Source organism: Virgibacillus ndiopensis, from assembly GCF_900187325.1.
Classification (GTDB): domain Bacteria; phylum Bacillota; class Bacilli; order Bacillales; family Amphibacillaceae; genus Virgibacillus_E; species Virgibacillus_E ndiopensis.
In genome coordinates this window covers 645,363-671,378 of sequence record NZ_FZMZ01000005.1, presented here as the reverse complement: position 1 = coordinate 671,378, position 26,016 = coordinate 645,363, and the positions used below count along the sequence as shown (strand labels likewise).

At 37.0% G+C, this 26,016-nt stretch carries 25 protein-coding genes; 17 read left to right on the top strand and 8 right to left on the bottom strand.

The window, feature by feature from the left end; all coding sequences use genetic code 11:
• Positions 1-6: 6 nt before the first annotated feature.
• The 4 genes from CS937_RS10710 (at position 7) to CS937_RS10695 (ending at position 4,067) form a co-directional block, all read left to right on the top strand.
• Positions 7-990, top strand: coding sequence for an alpha-ketoacid dehydrogenase subunit beta (locus CS937_RS10710; protein WP_099158449.1), 984 nt, complete (start codon positions 7-9; stop codon positions 988-990).
• Between the two features lie 159 nt (positions 991-1,149).
• The gene (locus CS937_RS10705; RefSeq protein ID WP_099158448.1) at positions 1,150-2,421 is read left to right on the top strand and encodes a dihydrolipoamide acetyltransferase family protein; all 1,272 of its coding nucleotides are present in this window, start codon (positions 1,150-1,152) and stop codon (positions 2,419-2,421) included.
• A 108-nt stretch (positions 2,422-2,529) separates the two neighbouring features.
• Positions 2,530-2,961, top strand: a complete 432-nt coding sequence (locus CS937_RS10700; protein WP_099158447.1) for a BrxA/BrxB family bacilliredoxin — start codon at positions 2,530-2,532, stop codon at positions 2,959-2,961.
• Between the two features lie 110 nt (positions 2,962-3,071).
• Positions 3,072-4,067: an aromatic acid exporter family protein gene (locus tag CS937_RS10695; RefSeq protein ID WP_099158856.1), complete on the top strand. Its 996-nt coding sequence runs from the start codon at positions 3,072-3,074 to the stop codon at positions 4,065-4,067.
• A gap of 32 nt (positions 4,068-4,099) precedes the next feature.
• Here the strand turns inward: CS937_RS10695 and prli42 are convergent, their stop codons facing one another.
• Positions 4,100-4,237 carry a stressosome-associated protein Prli42 gene (gene prli42 / locus CS937_RS19490; RefSeq protein WP_245835731.1) on the bottom strand — a complete coding sequence of 46 codons (138 nt, stop codon included), beginning with the start codon at positions 4,235-4,237 and terminating at the stop codon, positions 4,100-4,102.
• Positions 4,238-4,372: 135 nt separating this feature from the next.
• On the opposite strand from prli42, the gene CS937_RS10690 reads away from it, so the two are divergent.
• The 5 genes from CS937_RS10690 (at position 4,373) to CS937_RS10670 (ending at position 11,050) form a co-directional block, all read left to right on the top strand.
• Positions 4,373-6,007, top strand: a complete 1,635-nt coding sequence (locus CS937_RS10690) for an acyl-CoA mutase large subunit family protein (RefSeq protein ID WP_099158446.1) — start codon at positions 4,373-4,375, stop codon at positions 6,005-6,007.
• A gap of 46 nt (positions 6,008-6,053) precedes the next feature.
• Positions 6,054-6,878: a methylmalonyl-CoA epimerase gene (gene mce / locus CS937_RS10685; protein ID WP_099158445.1), complete on the top strand. Its 825-nt coding sequence runs from the start codon at positions 6,054-6,056 to the stop codon at positions 6,876-6,878.
• Positions 6,878-8,428, top strand: a complete 1,551-nt coding sequence (locus CS937_RS10680; RefSeq protein ID WP_099158444.1) for an acyl-CoA carboxylase subunit beta — start codon at positions 6,878-6,880, stop codon at positions 8,426-8,428. Before mce ends, CS937_RS10680 begins: the two co-directional genes overlap by 1 nt.
• Before the next feature lie 57 nt (positions 8,429-8,485).
• A complete protein-coding gene (locus tag CS937_RS10675; protein WP_099158443.1) occupies positions 8,486-9,613 on the top strand; it encodes a M20/M25/M40 family metallo-hydrolase in 1,128 nt (375 codons plus the stop codon).
• A gap of 189 nt (positions 9,614-9,802) precedes the next feature.
• Complete coding sequence (locus tag CS937_RS10670; RefSeq protein ID WP_099158442.1) at positions 9,803-11,050, top strand: DNA polymerase IV; 1,248 nt, start codon at positions 9,803-9,805, stop codon at positions 11,048-11,050.
• 47 nt (positions 11,051-11,097) lie between these two features.
• On the opposite strand, the gene CS937_RS10665 is transcribed toward CS937_RS10670, so the two are convergent.
• From CS937_RS10665 to CS937_RS10650, 4 genes are read right to left on the bottom strand one after another with little or no spacing between them, the layout of a single operon-like run.
• Positions 11,098-12,468, bottom strand: coding sequence for an aldehyde dehydrogenase (locus CS937_RS10665; protein WP_099158441.1), 1,371 nt, complete (start codon positions 12,466-12,468; stop codon positions 11,098-11,100).
• A gap of 14 nt (positions 12,469-12,482) precedes the next feature.
• Positions 12,483-13,406: a ribonuclease Z gene (gene rnz / locus CS937_RS10660; protein ID WP_099158440.1), complete on the bottom strand. Its 924-nt coding sequence runs from the start codon at positions 13,404-13,406 to the stop codon at positions 12,483-12,485.
• Positions 13,407-13,417: 11 nt separating this feature from the next.
• Positions 13,418-14,434 (bottom strand): NADPH dehydrogenase NamA, encoded by a 1,017-nt coding sequence (gene namA, locus CS937_RS10655; protein WP_099158439.1) that lies wholly within the window; start codon positions 14,432-14,434, stop codon positions 13,418-13,420.
• Positions 14,435-14,450: 16 nt separating this feature from the next.
• Positions 14,451-15,194, bottom strand: coding sequence for a glycerophosphodiester phosphodiesterase (locus tag CS937_RS10650; protein WP_099158438.1), 744 nt, complete (start codon positions 15,192-15,194; stop codon positions 14,451-14,453).
• 68 nt (positions 15,195-15,262) lie between these two features.
• Between CS937_RS10650 and CS937_RS10645 the strand changes: the two genes are divergently transcribed.
• The 3 genes from CS937_RS10645 to CS937_RS10635 all read left to right on the top strand — a co-directional run bounded on the left by CS937_RS10645 (position 15,263) and on the right by CS937_RS10635 (position 18,730).
• Entirely contained in the window at positions 15,263-16,888 is a 1,626-nt protein-coding gene (locus CS937_RS10645; RefSeq protein ID WP_099158437.1) for a M20/M25/M40 family metallo-hydrolase, read from the top strand.
• Positions 16,889-16,964: 76 nt separating this feature from the next.
• A complete protein-coding gene (locus tag CS937_RS10640) occupies positions 16,965-17,927 on the top strand; it encodes an MBL fold metallo-hydrolase (RefSeq protein ID WP_099158436.1) in 963 nt (320 codons plus the stop codon).
• Between the two features lie 8 nt (positions 17,928-17,935).
• Entirely contained in the window at positions 17,936-18,730 is a 795-nt protein-coding gene (locus CS937_RS10635) for an SDR family NAD(P)-dependent oxidoreductase (RefSeq protein WP_099158435.1), read from the top strand.
• Positions 18,731-18,798: 68 nt separating this feature from the next.
• Here CS937_RS10635 and CS937_RS10630 read toward each other — a convergent pair whose 3' ends face one another.
• The 3 genes from CS937_RS10630 to CS937_RS10620 form a co-directional block, all read right to left on the bottom strand.
• The gene (locus CS937_RS10630) at positions 18,799-19,137 is read right to left on the bottom strand and encodes a YolD-like family protein (RefSeq protein WP_099158434.1); all 339 of its coding nucleotides are present in this window, start codon (positions 19,135-19,137) and stop codon (positions 18,799-18,801) included.
• Positions 19,138-19,657: 520 nt separating this feature from the next.
• Complete coding sequence (gene dinB / locus CS937_RS10625; protein ID WP_099158433.1) at positions 19,658-20,890, bottom strand: DNA polymerase IV; 1,233 nt, start codon at positions 20,888-20,890, stop codon at positions 19,658-19,660.
• A 243-nt stretch (positions 20,891-21,133) separates the two neighbouring features.
• Entirely contained in the window at positions 21,134-22,054 is a 921-nt protein-coding gene (locus CS937_RS10620; protein WP_099158432.1) for an aldo/keto reductase, read from the bottom strand.
• A gap of 117 nt (positions 22,055-22,171) precedes the next feature.
• Here CS937_RS10620 and CS937_RS10615 point away from each other — a divergent pair, with 117 nt between their 5' ends.
• The 5 genes from CS937_RS10615 (at position 22,172) to CS937_RS10595 (ending at position 26,015) form a co-directional block, all read left to right on the top strand.
• The gene (locus tag CS937_RS10615) at positions 22,172-22,717 is read left to right on the top strand and encodes an NUDIX hydrolase (protein WP_099158431.1); all 546 of its coding nucleotides are present in this window, start codon (positions 22,172-22,174) and stop codon (positions 22,715-22,717) included.
• Positions 22,717-23,886, top strand: a complete 1,170-nt coding sequence (locus CS937_RS10610; protein WP_176555816.1) for an endonuclease Q family protein — start codon at positions 22,717-22,719, stop codon at positions 23,884-23,886. The genes CS937_RS10615 and CS937_RS10610 overlap by 1 nt, the downstream gene beginning before the upstream one ends.
• Before the next feature lie 111 nt (positions 23,887-23,997).
• Positions 23,998-24,636 (top strand): stage II sporulation protein M, encoded by a 639-nt coding sequence (spoIIM, locus tag CS937_RS10605; RefSeq protein WP_099158430.1) that lies wholly within the window; start codon positions 23,998-24,000, stop codon positions 24,634-24,636.
• A 113-nt stretch (positions 24,637-24,749) separates the two neighbouring features.
• Entirely contained in the window at positions 24,750-25,205 is a 456-nt protein-coding gene (gene fur, locus CS937_RS10600) for a ferric iron uptake transcriptional regulator (RefSeq protein WP_099158429.1), read from the top strand.
• Between the two features lie 603 nt (positions 25,206-25,808).
• A complete protein-coding gene (locus CS937_RS10595) occupies positions 25,809-26,015 on the top strand; it encodes a YqzK family protein (RefSeq protein ID WP_099158428.1) in 207 nt (68 codons plus the stop codon).
• Position 26,016 lies beyond the last annotated feature (1 nt).

Here is a 26,016-nt window from a genome sequence, read left to right as displayed (position 1 = left end):
TTTACTATGCCAGTAATGTCATATATTCAAGCTGTTACAACTGCATTAAAAGAAGAAATGCAACGTGACGAGAAAGTATTTGTATTAGGGGAAGATGTTGGTAAAAAAGGCGGTGTGTTCCGTGCTACCGATGGATTGTACGATGAATTTGGTGAATATCGTGTACTAGACACACCACTAGCTGAATCTGCAATAGCCGGTGTTGGTATTGGTGCTGCGATGTATGGAATGCGACCTGTTGCAGAAATGCAGTTTGCTGATTTTATCATGCCTGCAGTCAACCAAATCATTTCAGAAGCATCTCGAATTCGTTATCGTTCAAACAATGACTGGGATTGCCCAATTACGATTCGTGCGCCATATGGAGGCGGTGTGCATGGTGCGTTGTATCATTCGCAGTCCGTTGAAGCGGTTTTTGCCAATCAACCTGGTCTAAAAATTGTAATGCCTTCTACACCATATGATGTGAAAGGATTATTAAAGGCAGCAATTCGAGATAATGATCCAGTGCTATTCTTTGAACACAAACGTGCATATCGTTTGTTAAAAGGGGACGTGCCAGAGGATGATTATGTTCTACCAATAGGTAAAGCGGATGTAAAACGAGAAGGTTCCGATATAACGATTATTACGTATGGACTATGTGTACATTTCGCCCTCCAAGCTGCAGAGAAATTAGCTGAAGAAGGAATAGATGCACATATTCTAGATTTACGTACAATTTATCCACTTGATAGAGAGGCTATTATTGAAGCTGCCAAGAAGACAGGGAAGGTATTGCTTATTACAGAAGATAACAAAGAAGGCAGTATTATTGGTGAAGTTGCGGCGATTATTGCAGAGAATTGTTTATTTGATTTAGATGCACCAGTACAACGATTAGCTGGTCCGAACATTCCAGCAATGCCATATGCACCGACAATGGAAAAATATTTTATGGTTAACCCAGACAAAGTAGAAAAAGCAATGCGTGAATTAGCTGAGTTTTAATACAATAGTTAGGCAAGTTTGCAAAGTGGTGAAAAGCGGTAATAGAACGCGCGAATTTGGCTCTTGGAGTGACATTGAATATGTCTCGAAACTCTCGCGTGCATCGCTAGACGTGCCTCATGCTACTACATTTTTAATTATAAAAAGGAGGGACCTGTGATGGCTACTGAAAAAATTAACATGCCTCAATTAGGAGAAAGTGTAACGGAGGGGACAATTAGTTCATGGCTTGTTGGTATTGGAGACAAAGTTAACAAGTATGATCCGATTGCTGAGGTCATGACAGATAAAGTAAACGCAGAAGTTCCATCTTCGTTCACAGGAGTAATAAAGGAGCTTATCGCTCAAGAGGGCGACACGATTGAAGTTGGAGAATTAATGTGTTATATCGATACGGAGGGGGGAGTTGGTGAGGAAAAAACCCCTGTATCAGATGAAAAAGTAGAAGTCGAAGAAAAAACAGAAGATAATGCCAATGCTGATCAATCAATGAAAAAGCGGTATTCTCCGGCTGTTTTACGAATGGCGCAGGAAAATGATATTGATTTAGTACAAGTAGACGGAACAGGAAAAGGTGGACGTATTACTAGAAAAGATATAGAAAAAATTATCGCTTCTGGTGAAGTACAGAAAGCCAATGACAAAATACCGGCAAGTGAGGATAAGAAACAACAAGAACCAGAATCGGCTAAAAAACCATCACCACAAGTATCTCAACAAACAACTCAATCTGGTGATATCGAAATTCCAGTTACAGGTGTACGTAAGGTAATTGCACAGAACATGGTACGTTCCAAACAGGAAATTCCTCATGCTTGGATGACTGTTGAAGTTGATGTGACGGATCTGGTGAATTATAGAAATAGTGTTAAAAATGAATTCAAACAAAAAGAAGGATTTAGCCTTACATTCTTTGCTTTTTTTGTGAAAGCTGTTGCACAAGCATTGAAGGAATTTCCACAATTAAATAGCGCCTGGGCAGGAGATAAAATTATTCAAAAGAAAGATATTAATTTATCTATTGCAGTTGCTAAGGATCAAGAGCTTTTTGTGCCTGTTATTAAACATGCGGATGAGAAAAGCATCAAAGGAATTGCTAAAGATATTTATGAACTTGCATCAAAAGCCCGTTCAGGTAAGTTGACTTCTGAGGATATGCAAGGTGGTACATTTACCGTTAATAATACAGGTTCTTTTGGGTCAATTCATTCAATGGGTGTAATCAATTATCCGCAGGCAGCTATTTTACAAATTGAATCCATTGTAAAACGTCCAATGATTATTAATGATATGTTTGCTGCAAGGGATATGGTGAATTTATCCTTGTCTTTAGATCACCGAATTTTGGATGGCCTTGTTTGTGGTCAATTCCTTGCTAGAGTAAAAGAAATTCTAGAAAATATCAATAAAGACAATACAAATGTCTATTAGTGAATTTTGGGTTCAAGTACAATCTAAATAAATTGAAATCTAGGCTTAAAATTGATAAGCTAGTGATAGGTTTCAACTATACTTATTTTTAAGGGGATGGATGTTCAGATGGATTTTAATCTATTCATGAATGACGTTGTCGATGCTGCTAGAAAAGATATTAGGGAAGCAGGTTACGAGGAACTAACTACGACTGAACAAGTTGATGAGGCTCTTAACCGTAAAGGCACAACGCTTGTTATGGTAAATTCAGTATGTGGGTGTGCTGGTGGAGTTGCACGTCCAGCGGCTGCAAATGCGATACATTATGATAAACGACCAGATAATCTTGTTACTGTTTTTGCAGGACAAGATCGTGAAGCTACTGAAAAAGCGCGTGGCTATTTTGAAGGATATGCACCATCATCTCCATCTTTTGCATTTTTGAAGGATGGAAAAATTGTTACGATGTTAGAACGTCATGACATTGAAGGTTCTAGCGCAGTTGACGTAATAGGCAAGCTTCAGCATGTATTTGATGAGCATTGTAAAGAAATATAAACTAAACTAGAATTTCTAGTTAAAATGAGGCTGTCTCAATGTTTAATGCGGGTCAGCCTCTTTTTAGTTTAAGTAAAGAGCGCTTTATACTTGTAAGGGGAGATATTATTGTGAAAATTGGCTCTAGAACTGTTAAAACTGCAATAGGTACTCCCATCGCTATTACGATTGCTCAATTTGTAGGTGTGACAAACTTTGTTTCGGCAGGAATTTTAACGATTTTGTGCATTCAGCCTTCTAGAAAACGTTCGGTTTTGAGTGCGTGGCATCGTTTTTTAGCTTGTACGTTAGCAATTATTTTTTCCTTCGTTTTTTTTGAAACAATTGGTTATAATCCTATAGTTGTTGGCTTAATGTTAGCATTTTTCATTCCAGCAACTGTTTTGTTGAAAATTACACCTGGAATAGCGACTAGTTCCGTAATTATATTGCAATTATATGGTGCCGGGCATATTTCGTTCAGATTTATACTTGAAGAGTTCCTGCTCATTTTAGTAGGTGTTGGTACAGGACTACTTTTAAATTTATATATGCCTAGCTTAGATAATAAGTTAAAGAAACAGCAAATGAAACTTGAACAAAATTTCCAAGTTATTCTAAAGGAAATTGCATTATACATAAGAGACAACAACATACTATGGGATGGTAAGGAAATAACAGAAACAGAAAAAATTTTACATGAAGCAAACGATTTAGTTGATCGTGATCGAGAGAATCATATGTTACGTAACAAACATTCATACCATGATTATTTTCAGATGCGTACAAAACAATTTGAATTATTACAACGTATGCTTCCGCTAGTAAGTAGATTATCAAATACCGATTCACTCTCAGAAAAAATAGCTAGCTTCTTTGAGGGGTTATCAGACGCAGTGCATCCGGGTAATACGGCGGTATTATTTTTGGATGAATTGGATGAGTTATATAAGACGTTTAAACAAGAGCCTTTACCAACATCGACTGAAGAATTTGAAACAAGAGCTAATCTGTTTAGACTGCTTCATGAAATTGAGGATTATTTGATTTTAAAAAAGAAATTCAAAACAAGTGATGTTTCAACCGATAGAAAACATAAAAAGACTGGAACAAAACAATCTAGTTGATCCAGCCTTTCTTTCGCTTCTTAAACGTATACTTATAGGAACATTACCAAGCCTGTTGTAAGCGATGACAAAACCATGGCGAGAATCATGATATAGATAACAATCTTAAGTCGTCTTTCACGCTTTGATCGCTTTCTTGGTGCTTGTTGTTTAATTTGTTTTGCAGCCACAATTAATCCTCCTTCTCTTTCCCCCATACTACTTGTATTTTATCGTTAAAATAAACAATGGACAAGTATAAAAAAATAATTAAAAATAGAATTATAGGAAATTATAAGATTTTTTTGAATGGAGGCATTATCTGTATGACTGAAAGAAACAAATGGGAACAATCTGTTGAAAAAACGGTAAAACGTTTCCCTGAACGAAAGGATACGTTCACCACATCGTCGGATATAGAGGTTAAACGGTTGTATGTTGATGAAAATACAGATCAGTATGAGGAAAAACTAGGGTATCCAGGGGCATATCCATATACACGAGGTATACAGCCGACAATGTATCGGAGCCGTTTCTGGACGATGCGTCAGTATGCTGGATTCGGTTCAGCGCAAGAAACGAATAAAAGGTTCCGTTATTTGCTGGAACAAGGTCAAACAGGACTTTCAGTTGCGTTCGATTTACCAACACAAATAGGGTACGATTCGGATGATATCATGGCGGAAGGAGAAGTCGGGAAAGTAGGAGTAGCAATAGATACGTTATATGATATGGAGCAGCTATTAGATCGAATTCCACTTGATAAGGTAAGCACGTCGATGACAATTAATGCACCTGCATCCGTATTATTATGTATGTACATTGCTGTTGGTGAGAAACAGGGGGTTCCGTTAGAACAATTAACAGGAACGATCCAAAATGATATTTTAAAAGAATATATCGCACGTGGTACCTATATTTTTCCGCCAAAGCCCTCTATGCGATTAATTACAAATATTTTTGAATACTGTCAACAAAATACTCCGAAATTTAATACGATAAGTATCTCTGGCTACCATATAAGGGAAGCTGGCTCCACGGCAGTTCAGGAAGTGGCATTTACAATTGCAAATGGAATGGCATATGTTGACGCTGCATTAAAGGCAGGTTTAGATATTGATGCATTCGCACCAAGACTTGCTTTTTTCTTCAATGCGCATAATCATTTTTTTGAGGAAGTTGCGAAATTCCGTGCTGCAAGAAGAATCTGGGCCAAAATAATGAAAGAACATTATAAAGCAAAAGATGCAAAAAGCTGGAAAATGCGTTTCCATACACAAACTGGTGGTTCGACGTTAACCGCTCAGCAACCAGACAACAATATTGTTCGAGTAACATTGCAAGCGCTTGCGGCAGTGATGGGAGGAACACAAAGTTTGCATACAAATTCCCGTGATGAGGCATTATCATTGCCAACAGAAGATTCAGCGAGAATCGCGCTTAGAACACAGCAAATTATAGCTCATGAAAGTGGTGTCGCTGATACAATTGATCCATTTGCTGGCTCCTATTATGTTGAGGAATTAACTGATAAAATAGAAGAAGCAGTAAACAAATATATTGAGCGCGTAAACGAATTAGGTGGAGCTGTAAAAGCGATCGAAGAAGGATTTATGCAACGGGAAATTCACCACAATGCATACGAAACACAAAAAAGTATTGAAAAAGAGGAAGAAATCATTGTTGGTTTAAATAAATTTAAGCTTGATGAGGAAGTAAATCCAGATTTACTTAAAGTAGATGAAGCGTTAGAACAAGCACAAAAAGAATCTGTTGAATCAATAAGAAAAAGCCGTGATCAGGAAAAGGTACACGAAACATTAACTGTTTTAAAAGAACAGGCAAAAATGGATGACGTAAATTTAATTCCATATATTTTAGATGCCGTAAAGCAATATGCAACAATTGGGGAGATTTGCAATGTTTTACGTGAAGAGTTTGGAGAATATACAGGAGTTTAAGTATATAATTTTTTATGTTCTTTACTAGTAAAAGGGGGAGAGACAAATGGGAAAAATACGCGTATTAATCGCAAAGCCGGGGTTAGATGGTCATGATCGTGGCGCACTCGTGATAGCTCAAGCATTACGTGACCATGGAATGGAAGTTATCTATACAGGCTTAAGGCAATCACCAATACAAATTGCGCAGGCTGCTATACAAGAAGATGTAGATGTCATTGGGCTTTCTTCTTTGTCAGGTGCACATCGTACATTATTTCCAAAAGTAATTGAGGCATTGAAAGAGCGAAATGCAGGCGATATTCCAGTTGTTGCTGGTGGTGTTATCCCAAGTGAAGACATTCCTTATTTAATCGAAAAGGGAATCAACAAAATCTTTACAAGTGGTTCATCAACAGATGTACTAGCAAATTATATTAAACAGTTAATCTCTCCAGAGGCGATTAATGTGGCCCCGCCTAAAAAAATTGCTCATATTGGAATTGCCGTCCAGTCAATCGATCAAGCAATTTCCTTTTATACAGATATGTTGGGGTTAAAGCTAGAAGGTGTTGAAGCTGTTGAATCTGAAGGAGTTAAAGTAGCATTTTTGAAAATTGGCGAGTCGAGGTTTGAACTGCTAGAACCGTTACATGAATCTTCAACGATTCAAAAGTTCCTTAACAAAAAAGGGGAAGGCATTCATCATATCGCACTTGAAGTTGATAATATTGAGGATCGATTAACGCAATACAAGCAAGCAGGTGTTAAACTCATCAATGAAGAAGCAAACACCGGGGCACAATCAAGTCAAATTGCTTTTATTCATCCAAAAGTAGCAAATGGTGTTTTATTGGAATTATGTCAGCATGACGAGGGAAGTGAATCATAATGGATATTTTTGACAAAATTAACGAATTATACGATAAACGAAGACAGGTAGAACTTGGCGGCGGAGATGAACGAATTGACAAGCAGCATGCTAAAGGAAAGATGACAGCTAGAGAAAGAATTGAATATTTGCTTGATGACGGTTCGTTTGTCGAGCTAAATCCATTTATTGAACATCGTTCTTCTGATTTTGGTATGGATAGTTCCATAGCAAAAGGGGAAGGCGTCGTAACTGGATATGGAAAAATAAATGGTAAAGCTATTTATTTATTTGCTCAGGATTTTACCGTCTATGGTGGTGCACTTGGAGAAATGCATGGTAAGAAAATAGCGGCAGTAATGGATTTAGCAGCTAAGAATGGTGTACCGTTTATAGGCTTAAACGATTCTGGTGGAGCTCGTATCCAAGAGGGGGTATCGTCACTGGATGGGTATGGACAAGTGTTTTATCGTAACTCTATTTACTCTGGTGTTATTCCGCAAATTTCGGTAATCATGGGTCCTAGTGCTGGCGGAGCAGTTTATTCTCCAGCTATTACAGATTTTGTAATCATGGTCGAAGAGACGTCTCAAATGTTTATTACAGGACCGAAAGTAATTGAAACAGTTACCGGTGAAAAAATATCAGCAGAAGATTTAGGTGGAGCCCAAATTCATAATGCAAAAAGTGGGAATGCCCACATTAAAACCAAAAATGAGGAAGAGGCTTTAGATACTGTTCGTGAATTACTTACATATTTACCAGCAAATAATCAGGAAAAACCTACAGTAGAAGCTACGGATAAGGTAACAGATAATCTTTGCCCTGAATTAACCGAGATTGTTCCGTTTGATTCAACTAAACCATATGATGTAAAAAAGGTAATCGAACAAGTTGTTGATAAAAATAGCTTTTTTGAAATTCATAAAGCGTTTGCCAAAAATATTGTTGTTGGGTTTGGTCGTATCTCTGGTGAAACAGTTGGTCTTGTGTGTAACCAACCAAAGTATTTGGCAGGGGGTCTAGATATTGATTCAAGTGATAAAGCAGCAAGATTTATTCGCTTCTGTGATGCGTTTAATATTCCGCTTATTACATTTGAGGATGTTACAGGCTTTTTCCCTGGTGTAAAGCAAGAGCATGGTGGTATCATACGTCATGGGGCGAAAATTTTGTATGCTTATTCTGAAGCAACGGTACCTAAAATTACCGTCATTACCCGAAAAGCTTTTGGAGGGGCTTATGTTGCGTTAAACAGTAAATCAATTGGGGCTGATTTAGTTTATGCTTGGCCAAATGCAGAAATCGCTGTAATGGGTCCTGAGGGGGCAGCAAATATAATTTTTGCGAAAGAAATTGCTGAGAGCGCTAATCCGGAAGTAACCCGCCAGGAAAAAATAGAGACATATCGTGAGAAATTTGCAAATCCGTATGTCGCTGCAGGGCTTGGTATGGTTGATGACGTAATTGATCCACGAGAAACTCGAATTAAACTTATTCAAAGTTTAGAGATGCTATCCAATAAGCAAGAGGACAGACCAAAGAAAAAGCATGGAAATATTCCATTATAAAGTTTAAAGAAGCAGGGCGGAATGCATATCTTACATATGAAAAGGAGTAATGTATAAATGGTTCAAGTAAACAATGACCGATTAATAAATGAATTTATGGAATTGGTACAAATTGATTCAGAAACTAAACATGAAGAAAAAATAGCTGAGGTTCTAAAAAAGAAATTCACTAATTTAGGTTTAGAAGTTATTGAAGATGATAGCAAAATTGAAACTGGCCACGGTGCTGGAAACTTAATTTGTAATTTAAAAGGTACAAAAGATGGTATTGATACAATTTATTTTACATCACATATGGACACAGTTGTCCCTGGTAATGGTATAAAACCATCTATCAAAGGCGGATATATCGTGTCTGATGGTACGACAATTTTAGGTGCGGATGATAAAGCCGGGTTGGCTGCTATATTGGAAGCTATCCGTACGTTAAAGGAAAATAACATAGAGCATGGTGACATTCAATTTGTTATCACTGCAGGTGAAGAGTCAGGTTTAGTGGGAGCAAAAGCTTTGGATAGTTCGTTGTTAAAAGCAAAATATGGATATGCAATTGATAGTAATGGAACAGTTGGTGATATTATAGTTGCAGCTCCGACACAAGCGAAAATCTTCACGGTTATGAAAGGCAAAACAGCTCATGCCGGGGTAGCGCCTGAAAATGGTGTCTCGGCAATTACACTTGCAGCTAAAGCTATTGCTAAAATGCCGCTTGGCCGCATTGATGAAGAAACAACAGCTAATATCGGTCGATTTGAAGGAGGTAAACAAACAAATATTGTCTGTGATAATGTTGAAATTTTAGCAGAAGCTCGTTCACTTGTTCCTAACAAAATGGAAGAACAGGTCGCAAAAATGAAAGAGGCATTTGAATCCACTGCCAAAGAACTTGGTGGAAGTGCTGATGTCGATGTACAAGTTATGTACCCTGGATTTAAACAAGAAGCAGGGGATGAAGTAGTAGAAATTGCGAGAAGCGCAGCAAAATCGATTGGTCGTGAAAGTAAATTGCTAAAGAGCGGTGGTGGCAGTGATGCTAATGTTATCGCAGGACTCGGTATCCCAACTGTAAATTTGGCAGTCGGTTATGAAGAAATTCATACCACTAACGAACGAATTCCTGTTGATGAGTTGATAAAGGTTTCGGAACTTGTTACAGCAATTGTGCAAGAAGTAGCCAATAAATAAGTAGTGAAGTGGAACCCTTAGACTGAGGGTTCCTCTTTACATTTATCCCATATTATTGGGCATTATGATTGTACGTGTTCGGTTTGTCAAACTTACATTAAGTGGGTGAAAAAAAAATCCCACCTGATTGAAGTGTCACTTTATGCTATAATAAGTATAGCAAACAATTGTTCGTAAAGGGTGTTAATTATGTCTCAATGGTACCCTAAAAAGGGCCGTGTCATTTTCCATATCGATATGAATTGTTTTTATGCATCTGTGGAGATGGCTTATAATCCAATGCTAAAAGGGAAGCCGCTGGCAATTGCAGGTAATCCGGAAGAACGAAAAGGGATTATTGTTACCAGTAGCTATGAGGCAAGGGCAAAAGGTGTAAGAACAACAATGACATTGTGGCAGGCACGAAAATTATGCCCAAATTTAATAGTGATGCGACCTAACTTTGAGCGATATCGGACAGCATCAAAAGAAATGTTTAAAATTTTAGCGGAAATAACCCCATACGTTCAACCAGTTTCAATTGATGAAGGATATATGGATATAACCGAAAGCGGACATCTCGGTAACCCATTGGAAATAGCTGAAAACCTGCAAAATAAAATTAAAAATGAACTTGACTTACCGTGCAGTATTGGAATCGCCCCAAATAAATTTTTAGCAAAAATGGCATCGGACATGAAAAAGCCACTAGGAATAACGGTGTTAAGAAAAAGGGACTTGCAGCAAAAATTATGGCCCTTACAGGTGGGGGAAATGTATGGTATTGGTGAAAAAACAGCTAATAAGTTAAATGCAATTGACGTAAATACAATTGGTGATCTTGCTAATGGTGATGTCTATCAATTAAAACGAGTGTTAGGTATAAATGGAGAACGTTTACAAAATCGTGCTAATGGTATTGATCCAAGGCAAGTTGATCCAGAAGCAGTTCATGAATTCAAAAGTATCGGTAGCTCCCAGACACTCCCACAGGATACGACAAACGAAACAGAAATAAGAAATCTAATGCATCAATTGGCAGATAGTGTTGAACGACGAATAAAACGAAAACAAGCTGCTGGGCGAAGTGTGCAGATAATGATTCGTTATCATGATCGAAAGACAATTACCAGGAGTAAAAAACTGCAAGCATATATTGAAAATAAAGAAGACATTCTATATGCTGCAAATGAATTATTTCAAAAGCATTGGGATCTTGAACCAATTCGTTTGTTAGGGATTACAGTGCAAGATGTTGAAGTGAAGGAAAATATTGCACAACAACTGGATTTGTTTACGTATGAAAAAGAAGCAGAAAAAGAGAAGCTTTATACTGCTATTGATAAGCTTACAACTAAATATGGGAAAAGTCCTTTTATGCAGGTAAAGGATGAAGAAAAGGAAGATCAACCACGGACCAGCTTTCAAAAGGATTTTCTGGATGATTATAAAAAGTAAAAGCTCACAACTATTTTAGAATCGATTCAGTTGTGAGCTTTTTACTTTTACCTCATTATCCGTTTAACCAACTGTTCCGCTACTTTGCCACCGGGGTAGCGAAAAGGCATATCAAATTTTGTAGTTTGTTTTAATACACTTTTTTTGTGTGAGAATGTATCAAAGCTATATTTACCGTGGTATCCTCCAATCCCACTACTTCCTACACCTCCAAAAGGGAGATGTGGATTTGCCAAATGATAGAGTGTATCGTTAATACACCCACCACCAAACGAAATATCCCGTAAAATCTTTTGCTGTGCTGGCAATTTTTCTCCAAAATAATAAAGCGCTAAAGGCTTTTCTATTTGTTTGATGCTTAAAACAACATCATCGAGATTGCTAAATGTTAATACAGGCAACAACGGACCGAATATTTCTTCTTGCATAATCGAATCTTCCCATGATATTTTGTCTAAAATAGTTGGTTCAATTGCATTTTTACCTTCGTTATAATTTCCACCATAAACAATTTTTCCGTCAGTCAGAAAAGCTTGTAATCTATGAAAATGGTCTTTATTAATGATTCGGACATAATCTTCATTTTTCAAAGGTTTTTTTCCATAAAATGATTTAATGTATTTCTTCATTGTTTTAAGAAGTTTTGGTTTTATATCCTCGTGAGCATATAAATAATCTGGTGCTACACATGTTTGCCCAGCATTTGTAAATTTACCCCAAACAATTCGCTTTGCCGCTAGATCAATATTGGCATCTTTATCGACAATTACAGGACTTTTTCCACCTAATTCCAAGGTAACAGGTGTTAGATGTGCACTTGCTTCTCTCATGATTATTTTCCCGACAGTGGTGCTTCCGGTAAAAAAGATATAATCAAATTTTTGTTTCAACAATTTTTCACTAACCTCTTTATCACCCTCAACTACGGCAAAGTACGTATTATCAAATGTTTCATTTATCATTTCAACTAATAACGAAGAAGTAGCTTGAGTGAATTCGGATGGTTTTAGAATAACTGTATTTCCAGCCGCAATCGCGCCTATTGCAGGAGCAATTGCCAACTGTAACGGGTAGTTCCATGGAGAAATTACCAGGGAGACACCATATGGCTCTGACAAAATGTAATTTTTCGTCCCTTTATGGGTAATTGGCGCCTCCGCTTTCTCAGGTTTCATCCAGTCTTTGAGATGTTTAAGTGTAAAGTCTATCTCTGTATAAAGGAATCCAACTTCTGTTGTAAGGGTTTCATAATTCGATTTGTTTAAATCAGTTTTTAGGGCTTGATAAATACTTTTCTCGTATTTTTTAAGCATATTCTTTAATTTTTTAAGCTGTTCCTTTCGAAATGAATAGGTTAATGTTTCCCCACTTAAAAAGAATTCTCGCTGATTTTCCACTAATTGTTCCGTTTGATCCATTTAAAAACACCCCTCTATTTTTTTGAATCTATTGTCAACTGGTAAAAATCATTTGCGAGTACAGTGTTTGGAAAAACTTCTTGTGCTTCTATTAACAAATGTTTGAAATCTTCTCGTTGATAGCGTGACGAGATGTGTGTCAAAACTAATTTTCTTGTACTGCTCTCCTTGGCAAGAGAGGCAGCCTGGGTTGTTGTGGAATGGAAATAATTTTTAGCTAATTCGTCCTTCGAATGGTCAAACGTTGCCTCATGCACTAGAACATCGGAATTTTCCACAAATGATATATTATCTTCGGTGAACCGTGTATCTCCTAAGATAGTTATGATTCTTCCTGGTTTATTAGGTCCAATAAATTGTTCTTGATAAATTGTTTGTCCATTTACTGTAACAGTGTCATTTTCTTTTATTTTCTGATAAATCGGTCCGGGTTTAATGCCTGCTGCTTTTAGTCTTTCAACCAACAGTTCACCAGGCTTATCTTTTTCAACGATACGGTATCCATAACAGGGGATCCCATGGTCAAGCTTTTTACAATAAACCGTGAATTTGTCATCATCTATAATCTGTCCTTCAGTGATTTCAACAATTTGTAAAGGATATGTAAGATGCGTTCCACTTGTTTCAAGACTTGTTTCAATAAATTGTTTAATACCAGTTGGTCCGTAAACTGTTAATAGTTCATCTCCACCCTGGAAGGAGCGACTGCTTATAAGACCTGGGAGACCAAAAATGTGGTCTCCGTGCAGATGTGTAATGAAAATTTTGTTTATCTTTCTTGGTCGTATTGAAGTATTTAGAATTTGATGTTGTGTTGATTCGCCACAATCAAACAGCCAAATACTGTTTTGTTCCTGAAGCATTGTCAAGGCGATCGATGATACGTTTCGTTCTTTAGACGGAACACCTGCGCCTGTTCCAAGGAAAATTAGTTCCATAGTTAAGCCTCCTAATTCCAGCCTCTTTTATACTGCACAGGTGCACCAATGGAATATCCCAGTTCATCAGCAGCAGCTTTTGGCCAATAGGGATTCCGTAATAGTGCGCGTCCGATAAATACCAGATCTGCTCTGTCGTTTTGAACAATTTCCTCTGCCTGTAATCCGCTAGTAATCAGTCCCACAGCTCCAGTAGCAATACCAGTTTCATGCTTGATTTGCTCACAACGAGGGAGTTGATAACCTGGATAGGATAAGACTTTAACAGGTACTACACCACCTGAACTACAATCGATTAAATCTATTCCTTGTTTTTTCATTTCGTTAGTAAAATAGATGAAGTCCTCGAGTGAATTGCCTTCATCGCTGTATTCATTAGTAGATATTCGTACAAAAATAGGACCATTCCATTCGGTTTTAACCGCATCGATGACTTCAGAAAGGAAACGATAACGCTTTTCCTTTGAACCACCATACATATCTGTTCGTTTATTTGTTAATGGTGAAAGGAATTGGTTGATTAGATAACCATGAGCACCATGAAGTTCAATGATGTCAAATCCTGATTCCTTTGCTCTTCTTGCACCATTTTTAAATGCTTGGATAGTTTTTTGTATGTCATCTTCCGTCATCTCTACAGGAGTATCAGATGAATCATTAAAAGGTAGAGCAGATGGAGCATAGATTGCAGAATCCAATACTGCTTTTCGTCCAGCATGTGCGAGTTGTGTTGCTGACTTGGCACCATAAGCGTGAATCTGTTCGTTTAATTCTTTTAACCCTGCAACATGTTCGTCATCCCATATTCCTAAATCCTGTGGAGAAATACGTCCTTCCGGCATTACTGCAATTGCTTCGGTCATAACTAGACCAACTTGCCCAACCGCTCTACTAGTTAGATGGGTTATATGAAAGGGCGTTATTTTACCGTCCTGTTCATAACAAGCGTACATACACATAGGGGACATAACAATTCGGTTTTTTAGTTCGGTTTCTTTAAAAGTAATTGGCGAAAATAATTTTGACATATGGATCCTCCTAGGACTATTTGTTTTGTTCCTTAAAAACTGTACGATATTGTAATGCAAGATCCGGGACGTCAGTAAATATACCATCACAGTTTAATGCATAAGATTTTAGCATACGTGATGGTTTATTAAGTGTATAAGCCCGGATAGCCATGTTTGCTTGATGACATTGGTCAACAAGAAACCGATTCAGTAAACGGTATTTAACATGGATCGCATTTGCACCAAGTTCCCGCGCGTAAGGCACCAGATTTTTGTTTCTTCTTGATGTTAAAAAAGCAATCTTTATTTCGCTATGAAGCTCGCTAATTCGTTTTACACTTTTCGGATTAAATGTCGACAATGTCGTTCGATTTAATAATTGATAATGCCTTACCATATCGTATACAATTGTTTCAATGTTCTTATAGTCTATCTTATTATTTTTTAACTCAATATTTAAGTATAACGGCTTAGGTTTTATCCATTCCAGGAATTTCTCAAGCGAAATAATTGCTGTCCCGGTGTATTTTTGAGAGAACCAGGCGCCGGCATCCAACTGTTTTAATTGGGCAAATGTGAGGTCTTTGATGTAGCCGATACCATTCGTTGTTCGCTTGACATGTTCATCATGAATTAATACAGGAACATTGTCCTTCGTTAATTGGACATCTGTTTCTATTGCCTCTGCACCTTGCTGATACGCCAGGTTAAAGGCAGGCATTGTATTTTCGGGAGCTAGTTTACTAGCACCGCGATGGGCAATAATTTTAGTAGTCAATAGTTTCACCTCTTGTTTGATTGTGTTTTATTCTTTGCAAAAAGTCAATTTCCATAGGAGGAACACGTATGAGACTCTGGCAAACAAAGGAAGAATTAACCGAAATTTTATGTTCGTTAGTTAATCATCAAAGTATAACTGGCAGCAATGCAGAAATTGCATTAGCAGAATACCTTTATCATTTACTTGCACAAAAGGAATACTTTCAAAGTAATCCTGAATTATTAAAATTACATCCATTAGATGATGGTAGAAGACTTTTAACAGCTCTAGTTAAGAAGGGTGATGCAAAAGAAACGGTTATTTTATTAAGCCACTTTGACGTTGTCGGTGTAGAAGATTATGGCTCACTACAAAATCTTGCCTTTCATCCAAGGGAATTAACAAAAGAAATGGAAGAAATCAGAGATCAATTACCTGAACAGGTCAAGCAAGATTTAAAATCAGGCAAATGGTTGTTTGGTCGAGGAACGATGGATATGAAAGCAGGTCTGTCCTTGCATTTGTCCATGTTAGAAAAAGCAATTGATAATGAATTCGATGGAAACATTCTTTTGTTAACAGTTCCTGATGAGGAAGTTAATTCAAAAGGGATGATAACCGCATTACCTGTTTTAAATGAGTTACAAACAACAGAAAACTTAACCTTTAATGCCTGTCTAAACGGTGAACCAATGTTTAGTAAATACCCTGGTGATCCTTCACATTATATATATACAGGTTCAATCGGAAAAGTACTACCTGGTTTCTATTGCCATGGGAAAGAATCGCATGTTGGTGAACCATTTGCGGGTATTAATCCGAATTTAATGATTAGTTTCTTATCCCAGCAACTAGAATTAAATGAGTCTTTTATCGAAAAAATAGGTGAGGAAGTAACGCCGCCACCAACAAGCCTAATGCAGCGAGACTTGAAGGAAGAATACTCTGTACAGACACCTCATGCAGCAATCGCAATGTACAATGTCTTGTATTTAAAACAACCTTTTGATCAAATTAATCAAAAATTGCTAGCAGGCGCTAATAAAGCTGGGAGGGAAATAGAAAGCTATGTAAATGAGAAAGCGGTTAATTTCGCCAGCATGGCAACGGATTTTGCGCCATCAGAAATTAACGTAAACGTTCTGATGTATGAAGAATTATATAACGAAGCAGTGAAACGATATGGAAAAAATGAAATAACTAGACGACAAAATTTATTAGTTAATCAGAGAGACAAAGGGGATCGGGATTTCTCTACATTACTTGTTCAAGATCTAGCAGCAATGTGTAAAGACTTGAGCCCAATGATTGTACTGTTTTATAGTCCGCCATTTTATCCAGCAGTTTCATCGTATAATGACCCGTATATAAAAGATGTAATGGATTATGTTATGGAAAAAACATCTGAGTCTTTTAATATTGACCTAACTGTAGCAGAATTTTTTACAGGTTTATCCGATTTAAGTTATGTCGGACCCGCTTCAACTAAAAGTACGTTAAGCCAATTAACAGCGAATATGCCTTTGCAAAATAATGGATTTGTTTTCCCAGATGATATTATGGAAAAACTGACAATGCCTATTTTAAATATTGGTCCAAAAGGAAGAGACCCCCACCAATGGACCGAGCGTCTTGAACTGACATACAGCTTTGAACAGTTACCAGAGATTTTAACTAGTGCGATACACCGGTTATTTACAAGAAAAGAGTAAGTTATGTGACATTTTTGTACTAAAAGGGTAAAATGAAATATAATGAATGATCATTCACTTTTATGGGGGCTTTTACATGAAGTTACTACACGATACTATTACAAAGCTTACACTACCTACGCCATATCCGGTTGGCGATGTACATGTTTATCTTTTAAAAGGAGATACATTGTCATTAGTCGATGCAGGCGTTAAAACAGAAGCGGCATGGGATGCTCTTACGTATCAATTAAAACAAATAGGGTATTATCCAAACGATATTGAACAAATCATTTTAACGCACCACCATCCAGACCACATTGGTTTGGTTGGGCAATTTCCGAGGGCTCAATCAATCGTTGGACACAAAAATAACGACCTTTGGTTAAAACGAAATGAAACATTTTTAATGCATTATGAACAATTTTTCAAAAATTATTTTATGGCTTCTGGTGTTCCAAATCGTTATTTGCGATTTCTAGATAAATTAGATAAGCCATTACGGTATGCCGGCGTTGGAGAACTAACTGCAATATTGGACGAGGGTGATGTTTTGCCTGGCCATGATGATTGGCATGTCATTGAGACAAAAGGTCATGCACAGAGTCATTTATCATTTTTTCGTGAAACAGATGGAGCGTTTCTTGCAGGTGATCATCTTTTGAAACACATTTCGCCAAATCCATTATTAGAGCCACCGGTGGATAAGCAATCTGATCGTCCAAAACCGTTGCTGCAATATCGAACAAATTTATTGAAGTGTCAATCGCTTGGTATTAGAACGGTTTATCCGGGTCATGGAGAAATTTTTACGAATGTCGACGAATTAATTCCTGTACGGATAGAGAAACAGGAACAACGAGCGGCTAAGGTGTTACATATGTTAACAGAAAAAGAACAAACTCCTTTTGAAATTTGTGAAAAACTATTCCCTAAACATATCGATGATGAACTTGATTTAACAATGTCGGAAACAATTGGTCAGCTCGATTTTCTTGAGAGCGAAGGGCATATTGTAAAAACAATTGACAATGGTATATTCATTTATCAGGCGAAATAGGTGGTTTTTTGAGTAGAAATGTAGCAAATAAAGCAATTATTGTAACAGGTGCATCAAGTGGTATCGGTGAGCGTATTGCATGGCATATTGCGAAAAACGGTGGTACACCAATTATGATTGCCCGTTCAATTAAGAAGTTAACAAAACTAAAGCAAATGATGGATCAATCGCTAGGCATTGAATCATTTACTTATCAAGCTGATTTAACGAATGTTACAGAGCTCGAGAATGTTATCAAACAAATTTTAGCAGAACATAAACAAATACACGGTTTAATCAATAATGCAGGTGCAGGTGTGTTTGATTACGTAGAAACGATGCGTTTGACCGATATGGAAAACATGTTTCAATTGAATGTATTTGCACTTATACGAGGGACAAAGTTTTTATTGCCTCATTTTTTAGCAAAACAAGAGGGGCACATCGTTAATATAGCTTCACAAGCTGGTAAAATTGCTACACCGAAATCAGCTATTTACGCCTCCACAAAGCATGCAGTTCTTGGGTTTACAAATGCACTTCGTTTAGAAATGACTGATAAAAGCATTCATGTTATGGCTGTAAATTTAGGGCCGGTTCGTACGAATTTTTTTGATGCAGCTGATCCCGATGGTACATATCAAAAAGGTATTGAACGTTATATGCTTGATCCCGACAGGGTTGCACAAAAGATTGTCCAGCATTTGTTTATGAATAAGCGCGAAATTAATTTACCAAGATGGATGGATCTAGGTAGCAAACTGTATCAACTTTTTCCAAAGACTATGGAATTACTATTAAGGAAACAGTTTAATAAGAAATAAAAAACAGTTGTGATGACTGTTTTTTATTTGTTTCATTAGGTGGGAAAGGCTTGACAAAAGTCAAGCACTTATAAAATAGTGATACCCATAATGTCATCAAAAGAAATCCATGTACTGTCGTGAGGGGAGACAAGTTTAATCTGTTTGGGAGTTGTTTTTTGAATTCTTCCTGTAATGTGGTAATCATGATAGGGGTGAAAAATTTGAATTTTTACGTTCCTTTCCTGTTGTACCGCTTCTGAAATTAGTTGAGAAAACAATATAATTTGTTGTTCATCAAAAATTGGTTTTGTTCGTTTCTTTAACTCCTTTTGATGTTCTCGTATGCGTGATTTATGTTCTGGAAGCATCATACGACTTGATTCCCACATCAAATTATGACCTGGAGTCAATTTGTTTGGATTCATTTGCTATTCCTTCTTTCCTATTGGCTCTTTTCGTAAATTTTATTGTCTTTTACTACGTAGTTTCAATAAAATGCGACGTAAGTGATTTAATTGTTAAATCTAATTCTTGATCGTCGTCCGGGATCGCTACGGGCGGATGCTTTCCGCGGGCACGGCCTCAGCCTCCTCGAGAAAAACACTCTGCGGGGTCTTCGGACTCGTGCTGTTCCCGCAGGAGTCACCACCCTCCGCTCACCCGGACTAGTGATGTGGTATAATGCGGTCTTCTCTATAACAATTTTTATTCCACCTATGGACCGTAAACGCAACACCAGCGAAGGAAATACACGGAGACTCCTGTGGGATAGCGAAGACGATGAGACCCCACAGTGAGTGGGTTTCTCACGAGGAGGCTCATCGCGAGCCCACGGAAAGCGTAGTGTATTTCCGCAGCGGTAGAAGGTCACCAAACATAATTTTTCGTCATGTCGCAGTTTATGTATTTTGTGTAAGAACAACAATCTTTTAGAAAATAGCCTTCCTATTTATAATGCCCACCAATCTTTTCGGCTCGGCTGTATGCTTGCCCGGCACTTGTTAGTGAAGATGCTCGCACAATAGCGGTGGGACCATATTTCGTATAGATATAATCCATCGCTTCATTTAGATGTTCCTTTTTTAGCGAAAAATCAAAAAGACTTAATTGATATGGATCAGCTGGTTGCAATTCTGATAATGTTACACCGGCACTACGGACGGGCAAACGATTCCAATGGATGCGGAATAAGTGTAAGGCTGCATGAAAAATATCCATATCAAAATTGGTTGGCGATGTAAGCTTTACTTGTCGATGAAATCCAGTGGGAAAATTAAAATCAGCGCCACGTATACCAACTGATACCGTATTCCCTCGGTAACCACCAGTTCTGGCGCGTCTGGCAACTTCTTCACTTAATTCAAGTAAAATTACTTTTATTTCATCAAATGTTTTATAATCTCGTGGCAGTGTCATATGATGCCCCACCGCTTTTTGCTTGTCATGTGTCTTTGTTGTTACGGGAGCGTAATCTATTCCATTTGCGATTTGCCATAGTACTTGCCCGTTGATTCCCCAGCGCTTCGTTAATGTATCAATAGAAAAAGTTGCTAACTGGCCGATTTTTTGAATGCCCATTCGTTGCAGGTGATCTTTCATCCGGCTGCCTACTCCGAACATTTTACCAATTGGAAGTTCCCACATCGTTTCTTTCATATTTGACTCATCGAGTTTAAAAATGCCATTTTGATTTTTTTTAGCAAACGCATCGCAGGCAATTTTGGCTAGTGTTTTATTAGGAGCAATTCCAACCCGGGCGTAAACGCCAGTTTCTTCAATGATTTCCTGCTGTATTTTTTTGGCAATTGTAAATGGATCACCGAATAGCTTTAAGCTACCTGTAAGGTCTAAAAATTGTTCATCAATTGAAAATACTTCAACAAGATCTGTATACTGTTCCAATATGGTTGTGATTTGACACGATATGTCAATGTAACGCTGCATTCGTGGTCGGACTACAATAGCTTCTGGGCATTTGGTCTGTGCTTGCCATAGTGCTTCAGCAGTCTTTACACCGGATTTTTTAGCTAGTGGACAAGCTGCCAGAATAATTCCGCTTCGCCGCTCAGGATCTCCTGAAACAATAACAGGCTTGTTTTTTAGTTTTGGATTTTCCGCCTTCTCAACAGAGGCATAGAATGATTGCATGTCAACTAAAAAAATAACTCTTTTCATCATAAGTTTCCTCTCCATACTTTCAGAACAAACGTTTGTATATTTATTATATGCGAATATATGTTCTTTATTCAATGGAAATTGTTGTATGAATGAAAAAAGGTAGGAAAAAAGGAGGGAGAATAAATGTTTTATGCGTCCGTCGCTTACTCTGTGATAACATCATAGAGCTAAACATATTGTACTTTTTTACTAGTAAAAAAGGAATATCTCATTATCAAAAGACATTCCTGATTCCGCTTTGGTTTAGCGATGATTAGTATATTGCACCTGCTTAGCAGCTGCTTTTATAGCTTGGTATTTTTCTTCAGACATTGGTGTTGCCTGTGTAATAGCCGCATTTTCGGTAACCTGATCAATAGAGCTTGCTCCGAATACAGCGCTTGCGACAGTAGGGTGGTGAAGTACATATTGTAATGCATTTGTATTGAAAGAAGAGTTTACTCCAATAATATCTTTTATTTCATCATATACCCTTACTAATTCTTCATAGGAGTAATCCAAAAATCCATCCCGTGATTTGCGTTCAATTTGTTGTTGCCCCTTGTTACTCAATATTCCTTTAGCTAAAGGACCTCGGGCTAAAACACTAATTGTATGTTGCTGTAGCAAATTAAGGATTTCTTCCTCAGGCCTGGAATCTAATATACTATACTGCATCATTACCGCATCAATAGATGAACGTTTTACATATTCACGAATAACATTAGGGCGAATGGATGAAATTCCGTATGCACGGATAAGTCCTTCTTTCTTTAATTCCTCAAAAGCGTCAATTGATTCGTCGATTGGATCATCTAGCGTTCCACCATGTAACATATAAAAATCAATATAATCGGTTTTTAAACGCCGTAAACTATTTTTAATTCCTGATTTAATGTGTTCTTTTGATGGATCCCAAAACCAATCTTTTGTATCTTTATTAAAATGATTGCCGACCTTGGTTGTTAAAATAATTTGATCACGTTTATTTTGAATAGCACTACCAACGATTTCTTCATTTATCCCGAAATCGTATAAATCAGCGGTGTCAAGGTGGTTTATCCCAACTGACAGGGCATGTTCAATAATCTCTTGTGTTTTAGTTTTGTCTGTTCCAAGTGACATACAACCAAGTGTCAGTTCGGATACATATAAGTCTGATTTACCAAGCTGGTTCTTCCTCATATTATTCCTTCTTCCTCAAGTATGTTTCTTCCTATTGTAAAAATAGTGTACCGTAAACTCAAGCTTTTTCACTTATGTTAAAATAGGTTAATAATCATAATAAGTGAGGTTGATCCGATGAAAAAATTTGAAGAAAAAACACTAAAAACAAATAAAATATATAACGGAAAAGTTGTTAATTTACAAGTGGATGAAGTTACGTTGCCAAATGGAAAAACCTCTACACGAGAAATTATTAAACATCCAGGAGCGGTAGCAGTTATCCCAATTACAAATGATAAAAAAATTGTGTTTGTTGAACAGTATAGAAAACCATTGGAGAAATCATTAGTTGAGATTCCTGCTGGTAAACTAGAGGATGGCGAAGAACCAGAAATAACTGCAGTACGTGAATTAGAGGAAGAAACAGGGTACACAACAAGTAATCTCACGCTCGTTACTTCTTTTTACACGTCACCTGGGTTTGCTGACGAATTAATTTATATTTACATGACAGACCAGCTTGAACCATTAGAGGAGCAGGTTGCTGGTGATGATGATGAATTTGTTGAACTTTTGGAGTTAACATTAGATGAGGCTAAGCGTTATGTAAAAGAACAACGTATTCATGATGCAAAAACAAATTATGCTATCATGTATCTGGAAACATTGGAGATGATGTAATGCTGAATTCTTATTTTGCTGATATGCATATCCACATTGGGCGAGATATGTACAATAAGCCAGTGAAAATAACAGGAGCGAAAAGCTTAACATTAACAAATATTTTAAAAGAGGCTAGTCGAAATAAAGGGATTCATATGGTAGGTGTCATTGATAGCCATGCTCCCGCTGTACAAGAGGAAATAAAGCAGCTCATTGTTGATAACAAAGCGGAAGAATTAAAAGACGGCGGAATTCGTTTTGAACAGGTGACATTATTATTGGGGTCAGAAATTGAAGTCTATGATGAATTTTGTAAAGGACCAATCCATGTTCTAGCCTTTTTCCCAACCCTGGAGAAAATAGGATATTTTTCTGAATGGTTAACAACAAAGATGAAAAATATTACGCTAAGTTCCCAGCGTTATTACGGTACAGCAAAAGAACTGCAATACAAAGTGAAAGAATTATCGGGTATATTTATTCCTGCCCATGTATTTACACCGTTTAAAAGTATGTACGGTAAAGGTGTTCATCGATCGTTGACGGAAGTGTTTGATCCAGATCTAATTGATGGGATTGAGCTTGGACTAAGCTCAGATACCCAAATGGCTGATCAGATTAAAGAGCTGCATGATTTTACATTTGTATCGAATTCAGATGCACATTCCCTAGCAAAAATAGCGCGTGAATATCAAGAGGTTCGTATGGAGGAACCATCGTTTAAAGAATTTAACTGGGCATTGCACAATGTTCATGGTAGAGATATAATACAAAATTTTGGTATGAACCCACAATTAGGAAAATATCATACGACAGTTTGCAGCAACTGTTTACAGCAAGTTGCATACAAAACAGAACATTGTCCAAACTGTGGATCAAAAAAAATAATTAACGGTGTATTTGACCGAATTCAGGAATTGGCAGATACAAAAACAATGAGGGAGCGGCCACCCTACTTGTATCAGGTTCCATTAGAGTATTTACCATCTCTCGGCTCAAAAACGTTTCAAAAATTGTTAGATCGTTTTAAAACAGAAATGAATGTAATTCACTACGCTTCATTAGAAGAATTAAAAGAAGTAGTTCCCGAAAAACTAGCAATAGTTATTACAGAAATGAGAGAAGGGAATTTACTGATTAAAGCAGGTGGTGGAGGAAAGTATGGGAGTATAGCATCGACAGATTAATTATTTTCTTAAGGAATATTAACCTATTAAAAATAAACATTTTGGTATTTTTAATTGCAATTCTTCATAGTTTTTAATTATAGACCACCTATAGTTGAATGGAGGATTCCAATGTACCAAAAAAGAACTCATGTCTTTAATCACGTAAAGGAACACGCCGCAATTTACATTTTTATGATCATTTTGTTTTTAACAGGTGTTATTTTTGGTGCAGTAATTGTTAACAGCATGAACACTGTACAGAAACTAGATTTATTTTTTTATTTAGAACGTTTCTTTGGTCAAATTGCTGACAATCAACAAATTGAGAATAGCGAAATATTGAAGAGTAGCTTCTTTTATCATGCCAAATATCTAGTATTATTATTTATATTAGGTTTGTCTGTGATAGGTCTACCAATAGTATGGATTTTACTATTTTTAAAAGGATTAGTAGTTGGTTTTTCAGTAGGGTTTATAGTTAATCAGCTTGGACTAAAGGGACTTTTTCTAGCTTCTTTGTCAATTGCACCGCAAAATATAATCATCATTCCAATATATATATTGGCGGGCAGTTTATCGATGATTTTTTCACTAACATTACTCGGTAAACTGTTCACACATAGGTTCACACGACCAATACTTCAGCCGTTTGGTAGATATATTACAATGTTTACCTTATTATTGGCAGGTTCATTAATTGCTGCTGTCATGGAAGCATTTGTAGCTAATGAAGCGATGGAATCATTAATTCAATCACTATATAAATAATAATAATTATTATATAATATAAATTATCAAATTAGTTTATAATGATTATACTTTGACACTCGTTTCAAGTGTGCATATAATGGAAGATGGGGATATGAGGGAGGAGACTTGCCATGGAACATCGAATTGAGCGAATAAAGAAGCATCTCCATGCACAAAGCTACAAGCTGACTCCACAACGAGAAGCGACGGTTAGAGTTTTACTAGAGCGTGAAGAGGACCACTTAAGTGCAGAGGATGTATACTTACTTGTAAAAGAAAAAGCACCTGAAATTGGACTCGCAACCGTTTATCGTACATTAGAATTATTATCGGAATTGAAAATTGTTGATAAAATAAACTTTGGTGATGGTGTTTCTCGGTATGATCTACGTAAGGAAGGTGCAGAGCATTTTCATCATCATTTGGTCTGTATTGAATGTGGATCTGTTGAAGAAATCGTTGAAGATTTGTTAGGTGATGTAGAGAAAATTGTTGAGAATGATTGGGGTTTTCAAGTGAAAGACCACCGCCTAACATTTCATGGAATCTGCAAACAGTGTCAAAAAGTAGCTGTCAAAACTACATGATATCTAAAACATTACATTGCCTTTTTTCGATTGAGGAAGAAAGGCTTTTTAATATTGGCTCCTTTCATTAATTTTGTTGCTTTTTAACCTCGTAGTTTCAATAAACTGCGCCGTAACTAAAAAGTCATGTTCGTTACCCCGCGATCGCTACGGAAAAATACTACGCTTTCCGCGGGCTCGCGCTAAGCCTCCTCGCTTGCAAAGACCGCTCCCTGTGGGGTCTCATCGTCTTCGCTTTCCCGCAGGAGTCTTCGTGTTTTTCCTTCGCTAGTTATACGTTTATGAACCATTAGCTGGAGTAGGACGTTATATAAAATCTAATCACACCATTTCACTAGTCCGGGTGAGCGGAGGGCGGGGCGAGAATTGGAAGTAATTGTAGAAAGCATTCTAGCACTGATGTTGCATTTATGTATTTTGTGTAATAACAACAATCTTTTAGAAAACTACCTTCGTATTTAAACAATTTACAAATGGATGAATATGGGTTATTTTGGTGATGTAGACTTTTTTAAGTAAATCTATTTTTCATAGTTTATGTATATTGTTATTCTTTTTTGGCATATCTTTTAATAGTATTAAATTAAAAGAGGGGATATGCTAATGAAACGAATGGTATGGGATACAGTAAAGGTTTTTGTGATTTTTGTAGCATGTACATTTTTATTTTATTTTGGGTTACGCATCATGCATAATGAGTATGAGCAGTATCATCGTTATGATTCACCTGAAGGACCTTCTGTTAAAGTTTTTAATGCAGATCAAAGTTTTATAGATCGATTGAACTTATTTTTTCGATTGGGAGAGTAAT